An 18,482-nucleotide genomic window follows, 5' to 3' on the forward strand; every position below is an offset into this window, starting at 1 on the left:
ACGATCATTGATTGGTCGGATATCATATCAATTAAAGGTTTTGGGTGGATTAATTCATTTTAATTCATCCAAAATCAAAGCGTTGAATTTCTATTAAATAGCCGTTGGGGTCGCGTAGAAAACAGTGATAAATTTTATATTTTTCATTGTAGGTCGGGGGTTTATCAAATTCTACACCTTGTTTTTGAAGATACAGATACCATTCATCAACCTGTTGAGTCACCAGGGTAAAAATAACATTGGGTTGCTGGCCTTGAACCTTCTGGGTTTGACTGGTTTGACACAGACCGACATAGGCTTCTCCGCAAACGTGATAAATGCGACAAGTTCCCTGATCCAGCCACAATTTTAAGTTTAACTGACTTTCGTAAAACTGCGCCGATTTTTCTAAATTTTCGGTATAGAGAAAGGTAATTTGTTGACTGAGAGGGGGCGGAGACATTTTTTTAATTGAATTATTGAATTGCTTTTAGACTGAACTTTGTTCTAATATCATATCCGTTTGATTAATGCCTGTTATGGGGCGGGTTTATGTCAATCTCGGAGTGGTCGTAAACATCGCGGTCGAACCCGCCCCTACGTTTGGGATTATTAATTAGTCGGACATGATATAATTGTAGCAAAATTTCTTGGGTTAGTCCTTTGTCTCCCGACTCCCAATTAATTTCTATAATTTTGTTATTTGAACAGATAACCAAAACGGGTAAACCGGAATTCAGGGGATAATAAACCGTTGCCAATTTTTTAGACGCTGAAGTTGAGTTTTGACGGTCAATATACATCCAAAAGGTATAATTTTCGGAGATTTCTGGGGGATAATCCACCGGAGAAATTAACTCAACACTTCCCAAGCCTTTGGGAGAAAATTCGGCGTGTTCTCGGGCGACTCGATAGGAATAACTCGATGGAATAGAACTCATGTTAATGCTGAGTTGAGGTCAACTTAACGGGGGTTTTTAAAGCGGATCGGGTCTTAAAATTCGGTGCATATCCAGACTCGGAGGTTTAACGGAAGTTTGAGTCAGCATATCATGGATTTGTCCTCGGTGGTGGGTTTGATGATTAAAAAAATGAGTGATTAAAAGTTCAACGGGATCGTTATGAATATTTCCCGCATTATTACGATATTGAAGGGTTTGGGTAAGAAAATTCTCATCTAAATTGGCAAAAAAAGCTTTGATTTTTCGATCTTCTGCTTCTCGAACTTGACGCAATTCTAAGAAGTTCTCATACAGAATTGCATTCAACCCCGATGAGGGAATTTCTAAACCTTGAAAGCGGGTCATCCAAATGCGATCGCCAACCATAATATGATTGAGAGTGGCGTGAATACTTTTAAAAAAAGCAGGTCTAATCTGTTGGCGTTCATCTTCGCTTAAAAGAGCGCAAGCCGCATACAATTTCTGATTAGCCAGGAAGTTGTACTCAGCAAGCATTTGAAAGTGGGAAATTAGAGGATGAGTCATGGGATTAATTTTTTGACTGTATATTATAACATATTTTGTATCAATTGATGAGAAAGCTTTTATCCCCGCTGGGTGTGACCCATCTAACACATTACCCCTGTTTGAGATCACGAGTTCCCTTTGCTAGAAATCACTGATTTTAGTTAAGAAAATCACGACAATCAACCCTGTATCATCACGGGTTATACTGAATAAATGTTTCAGAATACATTTATAGAGAGTAGGTTTTAAGTCCTATGCAACCTCCTGTTCAACTCCTTCAATCTGCATTAGGCGATCTGTTTGCAGAAGCCAATGCTACAGGTTGCCTGACTCTTGCAGATCGCTACGGTTTGATGGCTGCAATCCTCGATGATTCCCTCACCGAAGAAGAAAGACGCTGTGTAGATAGATTGTTACGGGCGGTCTGTCGAGGTCGAATTAAAGTGGTTGATGAACTGTCTAGAATGCACTAACAAGGGCCTTTTGTACCGTCCGGCATGATTGCACCACAAAAGTTTGTTCCTTCCAATTTGGCATCATTAAGGTTGGCATTTTCTAGATTCGCATCATTAAATTTTGCCTCCTCTAAAAAGGCTCGATACAAATCTGCCCAGGTGAGATTAGCAGCGCTTAAATTAGCTTTTCTTAAAGTGGTACTGTGTAACTTGGCATCTCGCAAATCCGCCCCGGAAAGATCGGCTTCAATTAAATTCGCGGAACTGAGATCAGCACCTCTTAATTTGGCGTTTCTGAGGATGGTTTTTTGTAAATTCGCCCCCAATAAATCGGCGCCGCTGAGTTCGGCTTCGCTGAGATCGGCTTCGCTGAGATCGCATTGCTGACAACGTTTGGTGTCGAGTAGTCGCCTCATATCCGCTTGCAATTCCGCACTCGCCGGAACGGTTAATCCGGTAAAAACCAGTAAACCTATCAAAATTTCAACCGATTTCATTTCGTTCTCCTGTTGAATTGTTTGGGGAAATTATGATGATTTATCTTATCAGATCAAACTGAGCGATCTGTTGACCGAATCAGCCAAAATCGGAAAAAATCGCCATCGCCACCTCTCCTGTCGCCCATTTTTCCTTCTCCAGATGCGATCGCACTTGCCATTGCTCTTATCCCCTAAACAGACGAGAAACCATGACGAAATTGACAGCCAATTTGCTCCCCATACACTCAAATCTATTTTATGGCTCTACCTCTTTTGATAGAAAAACTTGATCTAAAAATCTAATTTTAGATTGATTATATTTGGAAAACATCTCAATTACAATCTTAAATAACTAATCCGATCAAATTTAACTCAACTGTCAAGTTAGACAATAGAGCAATGTACAGCTTATTGATGCTGGATTTAACCCCTTTGGAGTGATAGGCTTCACCCGGAGAACAGAGCGAACACCGGAACGATAAATCGGCGAACAGAAAAAGCTTTCAGTCCTTGGTCATCGTTCTTAACACCAGGCGATTTCTTGATGTCTTGGTCATCACTTAAGGAGAAACAACTATCTTAAGATAGACTTTAATCGATGAGAATAATCAATCAACTTTTGAGTCAGAAAAGGTTAACTTTGATACTTTTTCGGAGAAATTTGTTTTAACATTGGATAGAATCGCACTGTCTGTTTATTGGTCATCGATATGCTACTATCATCAATATTGGCATCTATCTATTTTTAAAGGTTTTCTCTAAGGGTTATAATTTTGAGCAAAGTATATAATATATTTTTGGAGAGATGGCAACGAGCATTGTACAAATAATACAAAATATTAATTTTTGTTAAATTGGCGATTCCGTTTTGTTGTTTGTGATGAGATTGTTATTGAAATTGATTCGGTCCGATAAAGGATCTGGCTCTTGGCTAAACTGTAATTGAATTACAATTCTCCGAATGTTTACTAAACCGTTAGAACAGAAAAGATATGGATGTTTTCAAAAAAAAGCCTGAAACCAAGATATTAATCGTTGATGATTGCTTGGATAATCTGCTACTCTTGCAAATCATTTTAAACGATTTAGGATATCAGGTTCAACAAGCTAATAGCGGAGAAGAAGCTTTGACAGCCTTAGATGGAACCCTACCCGATTTGATTTTACTGGATATTCAAATGCCGGGAATTGATGGGTATGATGTTTGTAAACGGCTTAAAGCCAATCCCAAAACCCAAGAGATACCCATAATTTTTATCAGTGCTTTTAGCGACCCGATGGAGAAAGTTAAAGCGTTTAAACTGGGCGGAGAAGATTATATTACCAAGCCATTTTTTATCGAAGAAGTTGTGGCTCGGGTTGAAAAACACCTAATTTTAACCTGGCAAAAAAAGAAGCTCAAACAAGAACTGAAACATCGCCAAGAAATAGAAAAAAAGTTGGTAGAATCCCATCAAATTCTAGCCCATATTCTTGAGAGTTGCCCGGATGGGATCGCCGTTTTAAAATACAAACCGAGTCGCAAAAAAAAACCCGCCTATTTTCACTGTACTTTTGTCAATGCGGTGATGGCGGATTTTCTCGGTCTAACCCCAGAAGATTTTATCAATCAAAAAATATTCAACAGTTCTTTAGATCGTTTTGCTCCAAGTTTATTTCATCAGTTTAGGGAAGTGATCGACAACCAACTTTCTTTTGAACGAGACTTTTACTACGAAACATTAGAAAAAAAGGCTTGGTATTCAGTTCGAGCCATTCCCTACAACGAAGGAATACTGATCATCGTGCGGGATATTACCGAACGTAAAGAATGCGAACTCATCCTCCATCAAACCAATAACGTTTTATATCAACAAGCCGTCACCGATAACTTAACCAAAATTTCCAATAGACGGGCTTTTGATGTCTATCTTGAACAGGAATGGAAACGGGCCAGACGGGAAGAACTTCCCCTGGCTTTAATTATGATTGATATTGACTACTTTAAGCGCTATAATGACCATTACGGACACGAAGCCGGCGATCGCTGTTTGTATACCGTCGCCCAAACCATTCGCCAAGCGGTGAAACGTCCGTCGGATTTTGTCGCCCGTTATGGCGGCGAAGAATTTGCGGTGATTCTTCCCAACACCGAAACCGAAGGGGCGCAAACCGTCGCCAATACCATTCAAAACGCCATTCACGATCTCAAACTTCCTCACGATCAATCCCCGATCAGTTCCTGGATCACCCTGAGTATCGGAATTAGCGTTAAAATTCCCACCTCCGAGAATTTTACCCAACTCATTCAAACCGCAGATCACGCTCTTTATCAAGCCAAAAACCAAGGAAGGGATCGCATTCGGGTTTTTTTTAACTGCTTATCCGGTGTGAGTTCAACTCTGGGATAAATCAGGATTAACGAATTCGGCGATCGCATCATACTGATACTCATTAGCCAATTGATTTAACGATTCTTTGATTTGTAATCTTTCTTCGGGAATCTCCTCCAACAATTGTAAAACCCGTTGTAAATCACAAGCAATTGCGGCATCATAAAGTTGCGATCGCCATTCATCCGACATCTGATTAAGCTCTTGTACAATTCTCAACCTTTGTTCGGCATTATCCTCTGGAAATTCTGTAGACTCCTCGGAAGCATAAACATAGCGAACCCCCAAACATTGAGCAATTTTATCGAGCAAAATATCTTGTGCGATCGGTTTAGAAATGATATCATCGCAGTAACGGTGAATCGTTTCTGTTTGCTCGTCGTTCAAACTGTAAGCCGATATCGCCAAAATCACCGTCGCCTCACCTTGAGGGGTAGTTTTAATGCGTTCTATCGCTTCTAACCCATTCATAATCGGCATTTGAATATCCATTAAAATTAATTGGGGTTGATACTGTTCAAACTGAGTAATTGCATCCGAACCATTCTCCGCTTCGCAGATTTCAAACCCCAAAGATGTCAACATAAACCTCAAAAGTTGACGATTATCAACCAGATCGTCAACAATCAAAATTCTATACTGAGGGCTGTCGGGAGCCAAACCGATAATTTGTTGGTCCGGTTGAGTGCTAGAAACAACTTCAACGGGGAAATCAATCGGGATAGTGAAATCAAACGTCGTTCCCGAGCCAACCGTACTGTCAACCCCAATGTCACCGCCCATAATCTTAACAAAATACCTCGCGATCGCCAAACCCAAACCCGTCCCCTGACGGGAATTGCGTCCGGCTTCTCCCTGAACAAACGCCTCAAAAAGATCTTCTAATTCATCGGGTGAAATTCCCCGACCCGTATCTTCGACTTCAAACCTCAAAGTCTGAGTTTGTGCGGTATCACTCGATGAAGTTGACTCCACATTTACCCGGACCTTAATCCCACCCGTATCGGTAAATTTAATCGCATTGGTAATCAAATTCACCAAAACCTGACGCAGTTTTTGTTCATCGGTTTTAATCTGTTGGGGAACTCCCGGATCGATCTCCACCGACAACTCTAAAGCTTTGCGTTGAGTCTCCAGTTGAAACATTTCCTCAACGGAATTCATCAAGTGATAAAGGTCGAACCAATCCGAATGCAACTCCATCCGATTTGACTCTATTTTTCCGAGATCCAACAGATCATTAATCAGTCGCAGGAGTTGCTGACCGTTAGTCAAAATCAGATTAAGATGTTGCTGTTGCTGAGAGTTTAAATTTTCAGATCGTCCCAACAGTTGAGCAAAGCCCAAAATCACATTCAGGGGCGATCGCAATTCGTGAGTTACCCGGTTGAGAAACTGGCTTTTGGAGGCGTTAGCTTCTTCGGCTTCTTGCTTGGCTTCTTCGAGTTCTTGTGTACGATCGCTTACCCTTTGTTCTAAAGTTTCATTAAGCTGTTCGAGTTCCAACTCCGCCTGTTTTCGGGCGGTAATATCGGTGTTGATTCCCAATACATCCTTCGCTTGACCCGCTTCGGTGCGCCGAAAAACCACCTCCCGAGACAGAAACCAGCGCCAACTTCCATCTTGGTGTCGCATCCGATATTCTAATTCTATCAGTTGGCGATCGCCAAGATTTTCGTCGATATTTTCAAAGTCCCGATAATGCTGTTTCACCCTTTCTATATCCTCCGGGTGAACGACCTCCTCGAAGAACTCAATCCCTTGATCTTTCACCTCGTCGGGATGGTAGCCCAAAAGTTCCAGCACGCAATGGTTCACATAAGAAATCGTTTCCGTTTCCAGATCGAAAATAAAAATAATTCCCGGACTCGATTCGGTAATTTGTTAGACCAAATTGCGGCTTTCTTCCAGTTCTTTTTGCGCTTGTTTTAAGTCGCTAATATCAACAATAATCCCGCCCAAGGCTTGCTTATTCTCGCCTCTTTGTATCGGATAAAACGTTCCGATCCAGTTGCCGGTGGACTCGGGATCGGAGGGTTTTCGCCCCTCAATTTCCACATTTTTAACCGGGGTTTCCGTCTCCAGAACTTGCCGATAAATCGGCATCAACTGTTCGGCAAAATCGGGAACCACCTCCGAAACCGTTTTCCCCAAATGTTCCTCAACGGGCAAATTATTAATCGCCGCCATCACCGAATTGACCCGCAGAAATCGGAACTCTTCATCGATGAGAAACAAACCCACCGGACTGCTATCGTAGAGCCGTTCTAGGAGAGTATTCGTATTTTCCAGGCGGCGCTGAATCGTTTTGAGATCGCTAACATTAACAAACGTCACCACCACCCCGTCGCAGCTTCCGTCCTCCCGCAGGTAGCGGTTAATTCGCATTAATAAATGCTCCCCGCTGGTCAACAGGGTAACTTCCCGTTCTATGGATTCTTCGCTGATCAGAACCCCCCGCAACAGTTCGATCAAATTCGGACAGTCGAGATTATTGGTTAAATCCGAAAGCTGGCGATTCATATCGGTGGGTTTAATATTAATCGCTGCGGTGGCTGCGGGAGTAAAGCGGCGAATATTGAGATCCAAATCCAGAAATAAAACCCCAATATCCGTACTTCTCAACAAATTATCAACATCATCCGTCAGGCGGGTTAACTGCTCAATTTTTGACTGATATTCGGCATTAACCGTGTAGAGTTCTTCATTGGCCGATTGTAATTCTTCGTTGGTACTTTGCAGTTCTTCGTTGGAGGCTAAAAGTTCTTCGTTGGTCGCCTGTTGTTCTTCATTAAACGTTTCCAATTCTTCAACCACCGCCTGCAAATTTTCTCGGGTTTGTTGCAGTTCGTGTTCCAACTCCACAATTCGTTGAGCCGCTTCCGATTCGATTTCGTAGTTGGTCGCAATCGGCGTCAGGATATTGCTCGGATTATCGACTTCGATAATCACAACAAAATAATCTTCCAAACTCTTGGTATTGGGATTATAACCCACCTTCAATGTTAGGCTTTCTTCCCGACCGTTGCGACTAATTTTCACCCCCGCATACATCACCGATTCTTGGGTGCGCTTCGCCCGGTTCAACGCCGTCGCCAGGGGCAATTTTAACTCGGGCAATATATTTTGAGTCACATCCAAATTCACCTCGCCCAGGGGAAAATCGAGGAGTTGTGCGGTATTGTATAAAACGTTGACCAGCCGATTTTCCCGGTTGACAATTAAACAGGTTAACTCGCGGGAATTAAAACTCTGTTTAAAAATTTCGGCGATCAATTCGCTAAACTGGGATAGATTGACATTCGTCGAGGAGAGCAGCGAACCGACGGGGGCGGAAATCACCGCAGGTTGATTGGTGACGGCGCTGGCGATCGAAACTTTCGCATCCCGGCGCTTGCTGTAGATTTTCCACTGGTTATTGATGGTCAAAAATTCTGAGGATAATTCTCCGAGGGATTCGGTATCCCCGAGAAATAAAACCCCCTGGGGTATCAACGAAAAATGCAGCAACCGCAACACTCGCTGCTGCAACTGGGGCTGCATATATATCAACACGTTGCGACAGGTAACTAAGGTCATCCGAGAAAAGCCGGGATTGTTGGTTAAATCGTGGGGGGCGAAAATCAACATTTCCCGCAGCGCCCGCTTCACCCGATAACAGCCGTTATCGTAGACAAAATAACGATCCAAACGTTCGGGAGATACATCGTTGGCGATAGTTTCCGGGTAGACTCCGTTGGAGGCGACTTCCAAAGCTTCGCTATCGAGATCGGTGGCAAAGATTTTGTAGTTGACGGTTTTGGTTCGGTGGCGGATCGCTTCATCGACCAACATTGCCATCGTGTAGGCTTCTTCCCCCGTCGCGCAGGCGGAAATCCAAATTCTTAGCTGATCTTCCTCGCCGAGTCGGTTGATCAGTCGGGGTAGAACGTCTCCGCCGATCACTTCCCAAGCCTGGTGATCTCGAAAAAAGCGGGTCGCCCCGATCAGAATATCCTGACAGAGTTTTTTCTGTTCTTCGGAATTATTTTTTAAATACCGAATATAACTTTCTATGCTTCCCAGGCGGGTGAGGGCGAACCGGTGGCCGATGCGACGGTTGAGGGTGGTGGTTTTGTACTGAGAAAAATTGGTTTGCTGTTTTTTGGCAAGGATGTCCAAAATCTGCCCCAACTGTTCCGGGCTGATCACGTTTGCGGGTTGGGGATAAATTCGCCGCTGTCCCGCCAGGTGAATAATATCGTAAACCACCTGAGCCAACTCAACGGGCGAGAGGATTTCATCGACCAAACCCGAGGGAATGGCGCTACTCGGCATCCCCTGAAATTGGGCGGTTTCGGGAGATTGCACCAGGGCGATCCCTCCCGCCCGACTGATGTTTCTCAGGCCTTCGGTGCCGTCGCTTCCCGCACCCGACAGGACGATCGCGATCGCCTTTTCGTTGCATTCTCGGGCGAGGGACTGAAAAAAGTGGGTGATCGGATGGGCGAGGCTACTTTCGGGATAATCGTTCAGGTGGAAATGATAATTTTGGATATCGAGGTAGGTATGGGGCGGCTGTATATATATAGTATCGTTGCTGACTTCCATGCCGTCCCGGATCACCGCCGCGTCCAGGGAGGTTTGGCGCTGCAAGATTTCCGCCAGTCGGTGTCCGGTGTCGGGGGATTGGTGCAAAATAACGACAAAGGCGGCATTAGGGTTGTTGGGCAGGTTGGCGAAAAACGTCTCCAGCGCTTGAATTCCCCCCGCGGAGGCGCCGATAGCGACGATATAAAACCTTTCGTCTTGATCGGATGAATTGGACATGGGATTTTATCGGGTCAGGGTTACTTTTCCATTACTTTTATTTAATGGGAAGCTTTCCGACCATCTTACAGGTTAATTTAAAAAACATCAACTGTTTAAGAAGACTATTTTTTGACCTCTATTGAGGCGGCATTTTGAAATTATTCTTCCCTGATTTTATTAAGACAATAATCTTACTTAATAGATCCCTAATTCCGCTTATACCGGAGGTTTAGGCGAATAGTTTTTTTGTTGGGGGGGGGGAGAAAAAAACCGATAAATTTATTTCTAAAGGGGGTTGTATTTGACGCAGGGGCGCTCTTGCTTTGCGGCTCGAAAATTTCGACCAACTACAATTTCGACCAACTACAATTTCGATGACCAACCCAAAAACAAACCCAAAAACCCGGTAATCTCAAGTCCGGTTGAATACCCATCATAAAAGTGTGGGGAGATCAAGAGATTTTGACTAACCGACGATCATCACTTTATTTAGGGTTTCAATCCAAACCCTCGCACCACAACCGAGAGGTTTATCGGGACGATAGACAACACGACATCCTCCCGGTATTTCTATAGTATCCCCATAAGTATTGGTCTTTCCCTTCTTAACCGTAATTACTGGAAGTTGTTCCTGGTGTTTTTGATTTTGTCGAATTCTATGAGAATTAACGTGAATAATCGTTGTTGCAGGCAATCTTGGATTGCACCAACGGGGAGCCGGCCCTCTTGTGCCTCGCTCAATGAAGGGTTTGCCGTTAAAGAGGGGAATTAGCCACATTTTCCCGCTCTTATAAGCACCTCGGACTCGGCCTTCGCTCAGGAGAACTCGCAGTCGAGCGGTAGAGATTTCTAAAATTTGGGCTGCTTCTGTAGTACCTAAAACCATTGGAATTTTTGGGGACTATTTGGGAATCGCAATAGTTTAAAAACTATATAATAATATTATAAATGATCGGCTGATCAATAGTCAATGCTCTGGCTATTCGGTGTTCGCAGTAGCGCGGTTGAACCGAAGCCATATCACCGGTCAGGTGATAGCTGATATGGTCGAAAAACTGATAACTGATTCTGGTCAGGTGATAACTGGTCAGGTGATAACTGATTACGGGTCAGGTGTCTGTTATTGGTTGAATATACAACCGGATTTGATAGAACTCTTAGGCGCACTGGTTTTTTTAATCGACTGTGCCTCAAAAATTATCTTTTATATTAGCCCCGACAAACCAACCCAAAAACCCGGTAACTTTAAGAAACCGGGTTTTTTAATCGACTGTGCTTCAAAAATCATGTGTCAAATTAGCCGACAGCAACGTTAATCGATTTTCCAACTAAGGTCATCACCTCCAAATAGTTCTTAAAAAGTTTGGCAAACGTTAAACTGGAGTTAACCAGCATGGGTAATGTTGGAGTTGGCATGGTCGTCACCAAAAAAGAATGGATGACCGACCAAATTATTAGCATTCCTACACTTCCAAGAACGGGAATTAGGATAATATCGCTCGTCTTTAGGCACAGGAAAGGAACCCACGCGGCTTTCTCTGAAAGCGCGATCAATGATAATGGAATTCGGGGTGTCATGGTAAACCGTTCAGGTTCTAGGGTGGGTACTACAAATCAGACCTATACCAACCAAGGAAACTGAATTGACAATCTATCTAATTGTATTTATTAGAAGGTTGACGCTTCAGCCTCCTCTCAATGCCTACGAAGTTAGCTGACGGGCGAGATCTGAGAGATGATCTTCTCTTCGTCTTCGGTCACTCTGTGTCCAGAGACGATCTTTGCGAGATTAGCCCCAAAATTTGGTTCCTCCGTTCCAGCAGCACTTAAATATTCTTGATTTCACTAATTTAAAAAAATTAGGAGTCCCAACGAGTGCTTTGTTTCTGCCGGATTAGGCTGACTGTTTGTTTTGTTTTTCTGTATCCATTCTATCTTTCTAATTTTTAATTTGTCAACAATTTTTCAAAATTTTTTGCTCGAAAAAATACCCTGCGATCGCCTGGGGGATTTTCCTCAGAAAAACTAATTGATCCAATAGTCTTTCACTATCAACTATTCAATCCTCCGGAAAATCTCGGAAGTGATATTCGTCACTTTTTTAACCCAACTTTGGTATCAGGAATCACTAAAAACCCCCAGACAATCCCAAAGCTGTCAGCAGAAAACGGGTGAAAAGACCCCTTTATTGGTAAAATGAAAGGCTGTACCTAAAAAAAATACTAAAGTCATGCCTGCGGCAACCGCCCCCACACCGATCAGCTTTCCGTTGAGTGCCGTCGTTGCACAAGAAGCGATCAAACTCGCCCTGCTTCTGGCCGCCGTCGATCCGGGACTCGGAGGCGTGGCGATCGCCGGACGTCGGGGAACGGCAAAATCAGTGATGGCCCGCGCCCTTCACGCCCTGTTACCGCCCATCGAAGTCGTCAAAGGCGAAATAGCCAACCTCGAACCACGACCCGACAACCCCAGCCAAGAAACCCAAGTTATCCCCGCACCCTTTGTACAAATACCCCTCGGCGTCACCGAAGATCGGTTATTGGGTTCTGTTGATGTCGAAAAATCCGTTAAACAGGGAGAAACCGTCTTTCAACCCGGACTGTTAGCCGCCGCTCATCGGGGTGTACTTTATGTTGATGAAATAAATTTACTTGATGATAATATTAGCAACCTTTTATTAACCGTTCTCACTGAAGGTTGCAACCGGATCGAACGGGAAGGGTTGAGTATTGAGCATCCCTGTAGACCGCTATTTATTGCCACATATAACCCCGAAGAAGGACCGTTAAGAGAACATTTACTCGATCGAATTGCCATTTCCCTATCGGCAGACGGCGCCCTAAGTTTAGATCAGCGGGTTGCAGCCGTAGATCGAGTAACAAGTTATGCCAGTTCTCCCGAAGCTTTTTTAAACCAATATAGCGAAGACATTGATAACTTAAAAACTCAAATTCTTTTAGCCCGAGAATGGTTAAAAGACGTTAGTATTAAACCCGAACAAATCCTTTATCTGGTCGAAGAAGCGCTCAGGGGCGGAGTACAGGGACATCGGGCCGAACTGTTTGCCGTGCGGGTTGCCCAAGCCTCAGCCGCCTTTGAAGGTCAAACCGAAGTCTTTGCCGATGACTTGCGACGGGCGGTAGAATTGGTGATCGTTCCCCGTGCAACCGTTATCCAAACCCCACCGGAAGAACAACAGCAGCAACCGCCGCCCCCTCCGCCCCCTCAACAGCAGTCCGAACAAGAGCAAGATCAAGACGAAGCCGAAGCCGAAGACAACGACGAAGACCAAGAAAACCCCGAACCCCCCGAAGAAGAACCGAACAGCATCCCGGAAGAATTTATTTTCGATCCCGAGGGTGTGATTATGGACCCAACTGTGTTATCCTTTGCAAATACCGCAAACCGTCAGGGTCAATCGGGCAGTCGCAGCTTAATCTTTTCCGACGATCGCGGACGCTACATTAAACCGATTTTACCCAGAGGAAAAGTTCAGCGCATCGCCGTAGATGCCACATTGCGATCGGCGGCTCCTTACCAAAAAGCCCGGCGTCTGCGCCAACCGGATCGGCGAGTTATTGTTGAGTCTGGGGATATTCGCGCTAAACTCTTAGCCCGGAAGTCCGGGGCGTTGGTGGTGTTTTTGGTGGATGCTTCGGGTTCGATGGCGCTCAACCGGATGCAGTCGGCAAAGGGTGCCGTGATGCAATTGTTGACGGAAGCTTATCAAGGTCGCGATCAGGTGGCGCTGATTCCCTTTCGCGGAGAACAGGCGGAGGTGCTGTTACCGCCCACGCGATCGATTTCTGCGGCGCGACGCCGGTTGGAACGTTTACCCTGTGGGGGCGGTTCGCCGTTGGCGCACGGGTTAACCCAAGCGGTCAGGGTGGGGATGAATGCCAAGCAGTCGGGCGATATCGGTCAGGTGGTGATTGTGGCGATAACCGACGGGCGGGGAAATGTACCCTTAGCGCGATCGTTGGGTGAACCGATTTTAGACGGAGAAAAGCCCAATATTAAGCAGGAATTGTTGGAAATTGCCGCAAAAATTCGGGCGTTGGGAATTCAACTTTTAGTCGTAGATACCGAGAATAAGTTTGTTTCGACCGGGTTTGCTAAAGAGTTGGCAAAAACCGCAGGTGGGAAATATTATCATTTACCCAAAGCTACCGAACAGGCGATCGCGGCGATGACTCAAAATGCAATTAAAGATGCGATCGGTTAAAAACACTTCGTAGGTTGGGTTAAGCAACGCGAAACCCAACAAATAGTTCGTAGTTCGTAGGTTGGGTTAAGCAACGCGAAACCCAACAAATAGTTCGTAGTTCGTAGGTTGGGTTAAGCAACGCGAAACCCAACAAATAGCGGTTTCTGTTGAGAAATGCACCCGGAAATCAATTTCAAGGCTGATAACCCCAGTCGGTTTAAACCCAAAAACCCGCCCGGAAATTCATTTCCGGTCTAATAACAAAAGTCCGTTAAAACGGACTGAAAATCACCTCTAAAACCCAGTCCTCGCGCATAGGACTTTGATTATTTATTAGACGGGGATTTTAATCCCTGGACCCAATCATGCCGGAATTGTTGTCTGTAAAGATGATTCAGATCGGGAGGGTTTTGCAACCCGAATTCATCGAACTATTTCTCAATTTGAAATCTTATCAAATCAGTTAATTCGAGTTAATCGTTCATCCCCCTAACTGAAAAACCGATCAAAGTCCCCCAGAATTGACGAGCGACCCCGCGCCACCTGCGGGCGCTAGGGAACGCGCGAGGAGGGGATTTAGGGGGCGAATAGGAAGATTGAGGGGGCGGGAATTTGGGGGGCGTGCGATCGCATTATTTTTGACTCGGAATAGATTTTAGGCGGAATTTGGGGGGATTTGAGAGCAATTCTGGGCGCAATTCTGGACACCTTGCCATGCGCCCCGACGGGGGAAATTTTGTAGATTTTTCATCGAACAAATTTTATAGTTTTTCAACATAACTAAAAAAAATGTATGGATAGATTGCTGTAACAAAAATATGGATTTAGTATTAAAAAATATCTCAATGACTTTAAAAAAGTATTAAATTCGTTTTGCAGATAAAAATACAGAATCTCTTAACCATTGAAAGCTTAAAACACCATCAAGAAGGCGGAAAAAGCGCGATCGCTAACGTTAAGATTATAAGAATAGTTGTCAAAACAGTCAAATCGGGAAAATGTACCGTGAACCTCTTGAGTCCGATGTGATTTTAATTGTAGATGACACCCCAAGCGACCTACAGGTGTTGTGGACGACTTTAGAAAAAGTCGGTTTCAGTGTTGTAATTGCTCAAAATGGAGAAAAAGCACTCCAGATTGCAGAGTGTATTCATCCTCATCTGATCTTAATGGACGTTTTCATGCCTGTGATGAATGGGTTTGAAACCTGTTATCATCTCAAAGCTAAACCCTCGCTCCGAGAGATTCCGGTGATTTTCTTGACATCTCTTTCTGAAAGGATTAATAAAGCGGAAGGGTTTCAAGTGGGTGGCGTTGATTACCTCAACAAACCCATTGATGAACATGAACTTTTAACTCGGGTTCGCACCCATCTGACGCTTCAGCAAATGCACCAGAATCTAGCCATCGGGAACCGCAGCCTACAACGAGAAATTAAATCTCGTCTGCAAGTCGAACATCAGCTTGAACAGCGCACCTATGAGTTAGAACAAGCCCTCAACTTCAAAGCGGTGGTTGAAGAAATTACCGAAAAAATTCGCGATAGCTTGGATGAAGAAGAAATTCTACAAACCGTTACCGCAGAATTAGCCAAAGTGTTGGGAATAAATCGCTGTCAAATCGAACTGTACAACCCCACTCAAAGCCAAGCGACTATCGCCTACGAATATAGCGACGCCTTACCCAAATATGAGGGGATGACGCGACGGGTTGATGAGTTTCCCGAACTGTATCAACAATTACAGCAAAATATTTCTTTGCAGTTTGTCGAGGAAATTTCGTTATCAAATGCTCAACAATCTCCCCAGACTTGTTTGGCTTGTCCGATTTTTGAAAATCAAAAAGTGATCGGTACAATTGGTAATTTACGGTTACTCAAACCCTGTCACGAAATCTTTGAAGATTTGGAAGTTGATCTCGCCCAAAAGGTGGCGAGTCAGTGCGCGATTACCCTTCGTCAAGCCAGACTTTATAAAGCCGCCCAAAAGCAAGTTCAAGAGTTGGAGAAACTGAACCGAATTAAAGATGAATTTCTCAAAACCATTTCTCACGAACTGCGAACCCCGATGAGCAGTATTAAACTCGCCACTCAAACCCTAGAAAAGTTTCTCGAAGGCGAGTCAGTTGCTCAAAAATCGTCTACCTTTAGCAAAGTTTTAGATATTTTTCGGCAAGCCTGCAAACGACACAATCAACTGGTTGATGATTTAATTAGTTTGTGTTACTTAGAAGCCAAAGCGGAAACGTTGGTGTTTGAATGGGTGGATTTAAACAGTTGGCTACCAGAAATCGTTCAGCCCTTTATAGAACGAGTTGAGCCTCAAAACCAACAGTTAAATGTGGAAATCTGCCCTCAACTTCCCTTGCTGAAATCCGATGTTTCCATGCTGGAGCGGATCGTCCGAGAATTGCTCGATAATGCTTGTAAATATACCCCATCAGGCGAACAAATTACCGTGTCCGTGCAGGGAACAGATGAAACTATTGTCTTGAGTGTCAGCAATTCAGGAATTGAAATTCCTCCCGAAGAACAACCGCGAGTTTTTGACCAATTTTACCGCATTCCCCATCACGATCCTTGGCAACATGGCGGCACGGGATTGGGATTAACACTGGTGCAGAAATTGGTAGAACTTTTAGACGCTTCTATTGAACTCGAAAGTTTTACAAATCACACTACATTCTTGATTAAATTTCCTCAAGAGCGTCTGGAAAATTCTCCCTCTTTTTACCTGAACAATTCTAATTTTACTCGGCATCGAAAGCCAAGCCATCCCTGTGCAGAATGTAAATGTTAAACGGCAGTTTTTTCGACGAACTGCCCTTGGTGTCTGAGTGCATCTAAAAAAGCATAAATTGCGGGAGAATGTAAGGCATTTTTTAAAACGGCTACCCCAATAATTCGTTCTAAAGAAGAAGGTAACTCACAGACTTGGATTTGATGGGGAAGGGGTTCGGCAGCCAGACGGGGCAGAATTCCCACAGCCAAACCTTGCATCACCATACTGACAATTGTTGAATCTTCCCGAACTTCATAAGCAATATTCATCGGATATTTTGACTTTTTCAGATAAGCCGAAATTAACTGAGCGCAACAGGTAATTCCTGTCATAATTAACGGATAGGATGCCAACTGTTCCCAAGTCAATTTCGAGGTTTTTAGGGGATAGTTGGGCGGGACTAAAGCAATATATTGATCGCGAATAATTTCCCAGGTTTCAAACTCATCACTCGCCGGCAGATAGGTAAACCCAATATCCGCCCGCCCTTCTCGCACGGCTTGTTCCATATTAACAGTATCGTCCATTTCGGTTAATGTTACGGTAATTTCTGGGAAATGACGGCGAAATTCTGCAATCACTGTCGGTAAAATATGAGTGGCAATACTGCGAAAACAAGCGATGCGAACTTTTCCGCCTTTGAGTCCTTTTTCTCGGTTGGCTTCGGTAACAATATTGTCTAATAAATGTTGAATTTGACGGGCTTGGGAAACAATTCGTTCGCCGACGGGAGTTAAAGAGGCGCCGTATCTTCCCCGTTGCAGGAGAATTACCCCCAATTCTTCTTCTAGGGTGGCGATCGCGTGGCTGACGGTAGACTGAGATAGATTTAACTCAAGTGCTGCCTCGCTAAAGTTTTTGGTGTCGGCGATCGCGACTAAAGCCCGAAGTTGGGAGAGTTTTAACCGTTGAGAATTCATAGCAGTAGCTCCCGATGTTCAAAAATTTGATGGGTATCTATCGATTTTATCGATAAATGTCATAGATAACATCCGTTGATGATCAATCCGGCTGAAAGATACAGTAAATATATCAGCAAAAGTCCAGACAAAAAAGGCGATTTGAGGGGGAGGATTGATTATGGCCAGTGTAAATCTTTCGGATCGAGAACGTTTAGAAAACCTCTGGCATCAACCGCCCAAATCCTTAAAAATTTCCGATAACGTTATCAAACGAATTCGCCAAGCTTTTTCTTGGTTAATCACAAGTTTAACCGCAGAAGATCGGATTAAAATTTGGAGTTGTTCGGATCATCGCTTAGGTAATACTTACTGGAACGCTTACGATCCCATTTCCAATCATGTTCTCGAACAAGCCACCGAGTCGGAATTGCGAGTCTGGTTAGAGCAACGTTACCGCCGATAATTTCTAAGAATTTCTATTGTTTGACTTGATTAACTTTACTTGATTAACTTCGAGGTTTAGCTATGCGGACAACATCTAATTTCAATTCCCCAAACCCAACCCAGTCTGTTGATTCTCGGCACCGCAGTCAAGCGACTAAAATATCTGAGAAGTTGAGAGGATTTTTCGGTCAATTTTGGCAGTTTAGCCTGTATTACGGAGAGTTCATAGCGGCTCGTTCCCAGTCTCCGACTTCAGGACAACCCCAACGCACTCCCGCTAAGTAGGCAACCCATCCAGAAAGCCATAGTTATCCTTGCGGGGCGGTTTAAACAGTAACCAAGTACCGTGCAGGTTACAAGCGATTACTGAAAACACTGATCATTAATAACTGTATTCACGGGTTCGGTGGTGACTGTAAAGACTGGTGACTGATAACTGTATTCACGGGTTCGGTGGTGACGGGTTCGGTGGTGACTGTAAAGACTGGTGACTGATAACTGTATTCACTGGTTCGGTGGTGACTGTAAAGACTGGTGACTGATAACTGTATTCACTGGTGACTGGTGACTGGTGACTGGTGACTGTAAATCCCACCTCCCTCAG

15 protein-coding genes and 1 riboswitch are annotated in these 18,482 nt (G+C 44.1%); of the genes, 6 read left to right on the top strand and 9 right to left on the bottom strand.

The features are described from left to right. Positions 1–64: 64 nt before the first annotated feature. The 3 genes from ACL6C3_RS28940 to ACL6C3_RS28950 all read right to left on the bottom strand — a co-directional run bounded on the left by ACL6C3_RS28940 (position 65) and on the right by ACL6C3_RS28950 (position 1,466). On the bottom strand, positions 65–442 hold the full coding sequence (locus ACL6C3_RS28940; protein WP_413163430.1) for a VOC family protein: 378 nt from the start codon (positions 440–442) through the stop codon (positions 65–67). A gap of 64 nt (positions 443–506) precedes the next feature. Further along, on the bottom strand, positions 507–920 hold the full coding sequence (locus ACL6C3_RS28945) for a hypothetical protein (protein WP_413163432.1): 414 nt from the start codon (positions 918–920) through the stop codon (positions 507–509). A gap of 36 nt (positions 921–956) precedes the next feature. After that, the gene (locus tag ACL6C3_RS28950) at positions 957–1,466 is read right to left on the bottom strand and encodes a DinB family protein (RefSeq protein ID WP_413163434.1); all 510 of its coding nucleotides are present in this window, start codon (positions 1,464–1,466) and stop codon (positions 957–959) included. Positions 1,467–1,702: 236 nt separating this feature from the next. Between ACL6C3_RS28950 and ACL6C3_RS28955 the strand changes: the two genes are divergently transcribed. Then, positions 1,703–1,921, top strand: a complete 219-nt coding sequence (locus ACL6C3_RS28955) for a hypothetical protein (RefSeq protein ID WP_413163436.1) — start codon at positions 1,703–1,705, stop codon at positions 1,919–1,921. On the opposite strand, the gene ACL6C3_RS28960 is transcribed toward ACL6C3_RS28955, so the two are convergent. Then, positions 1,918–2,400: a pentapeptide repeat-containing protein gene (locus ACL6C3_RS28960; protein ID WP_413163438.1), complete on the bottom strand. Its 483-nt coding sequence runs from the start codon at positions 2,398–2,400 to the stop codon at positions 1,918–1,920. The genes ACL6C3_RS28955 and ACL6C3_RS28960 overlap by 4 nt on opposite strands. Positions 2,401–3,374: 974 nt before the next feature. Between ACL6C3_RS28960 and ACL6C3_RS28965 the strand changes: the two genes are divergently transcribed. Further along, entirely contained in the window at positions 3,375–4,772 is a 1,398-nt protein-coding gene (locus ACL6C3_RS28965) for a diguanylate cyclase domain-containing protein (RefSeq protein WP_413163439.1), read from the top strand. Here ACL6C3_RS28965 and ACL6C3_RS28970 read toward each other — a convergent pair. From ACL6C3_RS28970 to ACL6C3_RS28985, 4 genes are all read right to left on the bottom strand, one after another. Continuing rightward, entirely contained in the window at positions 4,758–6,635 is a 1,878-nt protein-coding gene (locus ACL6C3_RS28970) for an ATP-binding protein (protein WP_413168431.1), read from the bottom strand. The genes ACL6C3_RS28965 and ACL6C3_RS28970 overlap by 15 nt on opposite strands. 3 nt (positions 6,636–6,638) lie before the next feature. Further along, positions 6,639–9,563, bottom strand: coding sequence for a chemotaxis protein CheB (locus ACL6C3_RS28975; RefSeq protein ID WP_413163441.1), 2,925 nt, complete (start codon positions 9,561–9,563; stop codon positions 6,639–6,641). Positions 9,564–10,011: 448 nt separating this feature from the next. Then, positions 10,012–10,431: a helix-turn-helix domain-containing protein gene (locus tag ACL6C3_RS28980; protein WP_413163443.1), complete on the bottom strand. Its 420-nt coding sequence runs from the start codon at positions 10,429–10,431 to the stop codon at positions 10,012–10,014. Between the two features lie 410 nt (positions 10,432–10,841). Continuing rightward, positions 10,842–11,006 (bottom strand): hypothetical protein, encoded by a 165-nt coding sequence (locus ACL6C3_RS28985; protein WP_413163445.1) that lies wholly within the window; start codon positions 11,004–11,006, stop codon positions 10,842–10,844. Between the two features lie 223 nt (positions 11,007–11,229). Then, positions 11,230–11,380: riboswitch (cyclic di-AMP (ydaO/yuaA leader) on the bottom strand. Between the two features lie 395 nt (positions 11,381–11,775). Between ACL6C3_RS28985 and bchD the strand changes: the two genes are divergently transcribed. Both bchD and ACL6C3_RS28995 read left to right on the top strand, forming a co-directional pair. Then, positions 11,776–13,770: a magnesium chelatase ATPase subunit D gene (gene bchD / locus ACL6C3_RS28990; protein WP_413163447.1), complete on the top strand. Its 1,995-nt coding sequence runs from the start codon at positions 11,776–11,778 to the stop codon at positions 13,768–13,770. A 980-nt stretch (positions 13,771–14,750) separates the two neighbouring features. Further along, positions 14,751–16,550 carry a response regulator gene (locus ACL6C3_RS28995; RefSeq protein ID WP_413163448.1) on the top strand — a complete coding sequence of 600 codons (1,800 nt, stop codon included), beginning with the start codon at positions 14,751–14,753 and terminating at the stop codon, positions 16,548–16,550. Here ACL6C3_RS28995 and ACL6C3_RS29000 read toward each other — a convergent pair. Next, positions 16,547–17,452, bottom strand: coding sequence for a LysR family transcriptional regulator (locus tag ACL6C3_RS29000; protein ID WP_413163450.1), 906 nt, complete (start codon positions 17,450–17,452; stop codon positions 16,547–16,549). The genes ACL6C3_RS28995 and ACL6C3_RS29000 overlap by 4 nt on opposite strands. A gap of 160 nt (positions 17,453–17,612) precedes the next feature. On the opposite strand from ACL6C3_RS29000, the gene ACL6C3_RS29005 reads away from it, so the two are divergent. Together ACL6C3_RS29005 and ACL6C3_RS29010 are read left to right on the top strand one after the other, a co-directional pair. Then, positions 17,613–17,897 (top strand): hypothetical protein, encoded by a 285-nt coding sequence (locus tag ACL6C3_RS29005; RefSeq protein ID WP_413163451.1) that lies wholly within the window; start codon positions 17,613–17,615, stop codon positions 17,895–17,897. Between the two features lie 62 nt (positions 17,898–17,959). Further along, positions 17,960–18,163 carry a hypothetical protein gene (locus ACL6C3_RS29010; protein WP_413163453.1) on the top strand — a complete coding sequence of 68 codons (204 nt, stop codon included), beginning with the start codon at positions 17,960–17,962 and terminating at the stop codon, positions 18,161–18,163. Positions 18,164–18,482 lie beyond the last annotated feature (319 nt).

Origin of the sequence: Capilliphycus salinus ALCB114379 (assembly GCF_047276495.1) — a bacterium.
Lineage (GTDB): Bacteria > Cyanobacteriota > Cyanobacteriia > Cyanobacteriales > Microcoleaceae > Capilliphycus > Capilliphycus salinus.

Bases quoted from the DNA above. Each gene is read 5' to 3' on its own strand.
- ACL6C3_RS28940 (WP_413163430.1), bottom strand. From the start codon at position 442: ATGTCTCCGCCCCCTCTCAGTCAACAAATTACCTTTCTCTATACCGAA.
- ACL6C3_RS28945 (WP_413163432.1), bottom strand. From the start codon at position 920: ATGAGTTCTATTCCATCGAGTTATTCCTATCGAGTCGCCCGAGAACAC.
- ACL6C3_RS28950 (WP_413163434.1), bottom strand. From the start codon at position 1,466: ATGACTCATCCTCTAATTTCCCACTTTCAAATGCTTGCTGAGTACAAC.
- ACL6C3_RS28955 (WP_413163436.1), top strand. From the start codon at position 1,703: ATGCAACCTCCTGTTCAACTCCTTCAATCTGCATTAGGCGATCTGTTT.
- ACL6C3_RS28960 (WP_413163438.1), bottom strand. From the start codon at position 2,400: ATGAAATCGGTTGAAATTTTGATAGGTTTACTGGTTTTTACCGGATTA.
- ACL6C3_RS28965 (WP_413163439.1), top strand. From the start codon at position 3,375: ATGGATGTTTTCAAAAAAAAGCCTGAAACCAAGATATTAATCGTTGAT.
- ACL6C3_RS28975 (WP_413163441.1), bottom strand. From the start codon at position 9,563: ATGTCCAATTCATCCGATCAAGACGAAAGGTTTTATATCGTCGCTATC.
- ACL6C3_RS28980 (WP_413163443.1), bottom strand. From the start codon at position 10,431: ATGGTTTTAGGTACTACAGAAGCAGCCCAAATTTTAGAAATCTCTACC.
- ACL6C3_RS28985 (WP_413163445.1), bottom strand. From the start codon at position 11,006: ATGCTAATAATTTGGTCGGTCATCCATTCTTTTTTGGTGACGACCATG.
- bchD (WP_413163447.1), top strand. From the start codon at position 11,776: ATGCCTGCGGCAACCGCCCCCACACCGATCAGCTTTCCGTTGAGTGCC.
- ACL6C3_RS28995 (WP_413163448.1), top strand. From the start codon at position 14,751: ATGTACCGTGAACCTCTTGAGTCCGATGTGATTTTAATTGTAGATGAC.
- ACL6C3_RS29000 (WP_413163450.1), bottom strand. From the start codon at position 17,452: ATGAATTCTCAACGGTTAAAACTCTCCCAACTTCGGGCTTTAGTCGCG.
- ACL6C3_RS29005 (WP_413163451.1), top strand. From the start codon at position 17,613: ATGGCCAGTGTAAATCTTTCGGATCGAGAACGTTTAGAAAACCTCTGG.
- ACL6C3_RS29010 (WP_413163453.1), top strand. From the start codon at position 17,960: ATGCGGACAACATCTAATTTCAATTCCCCAAACCCAACCCAGTCTGTT.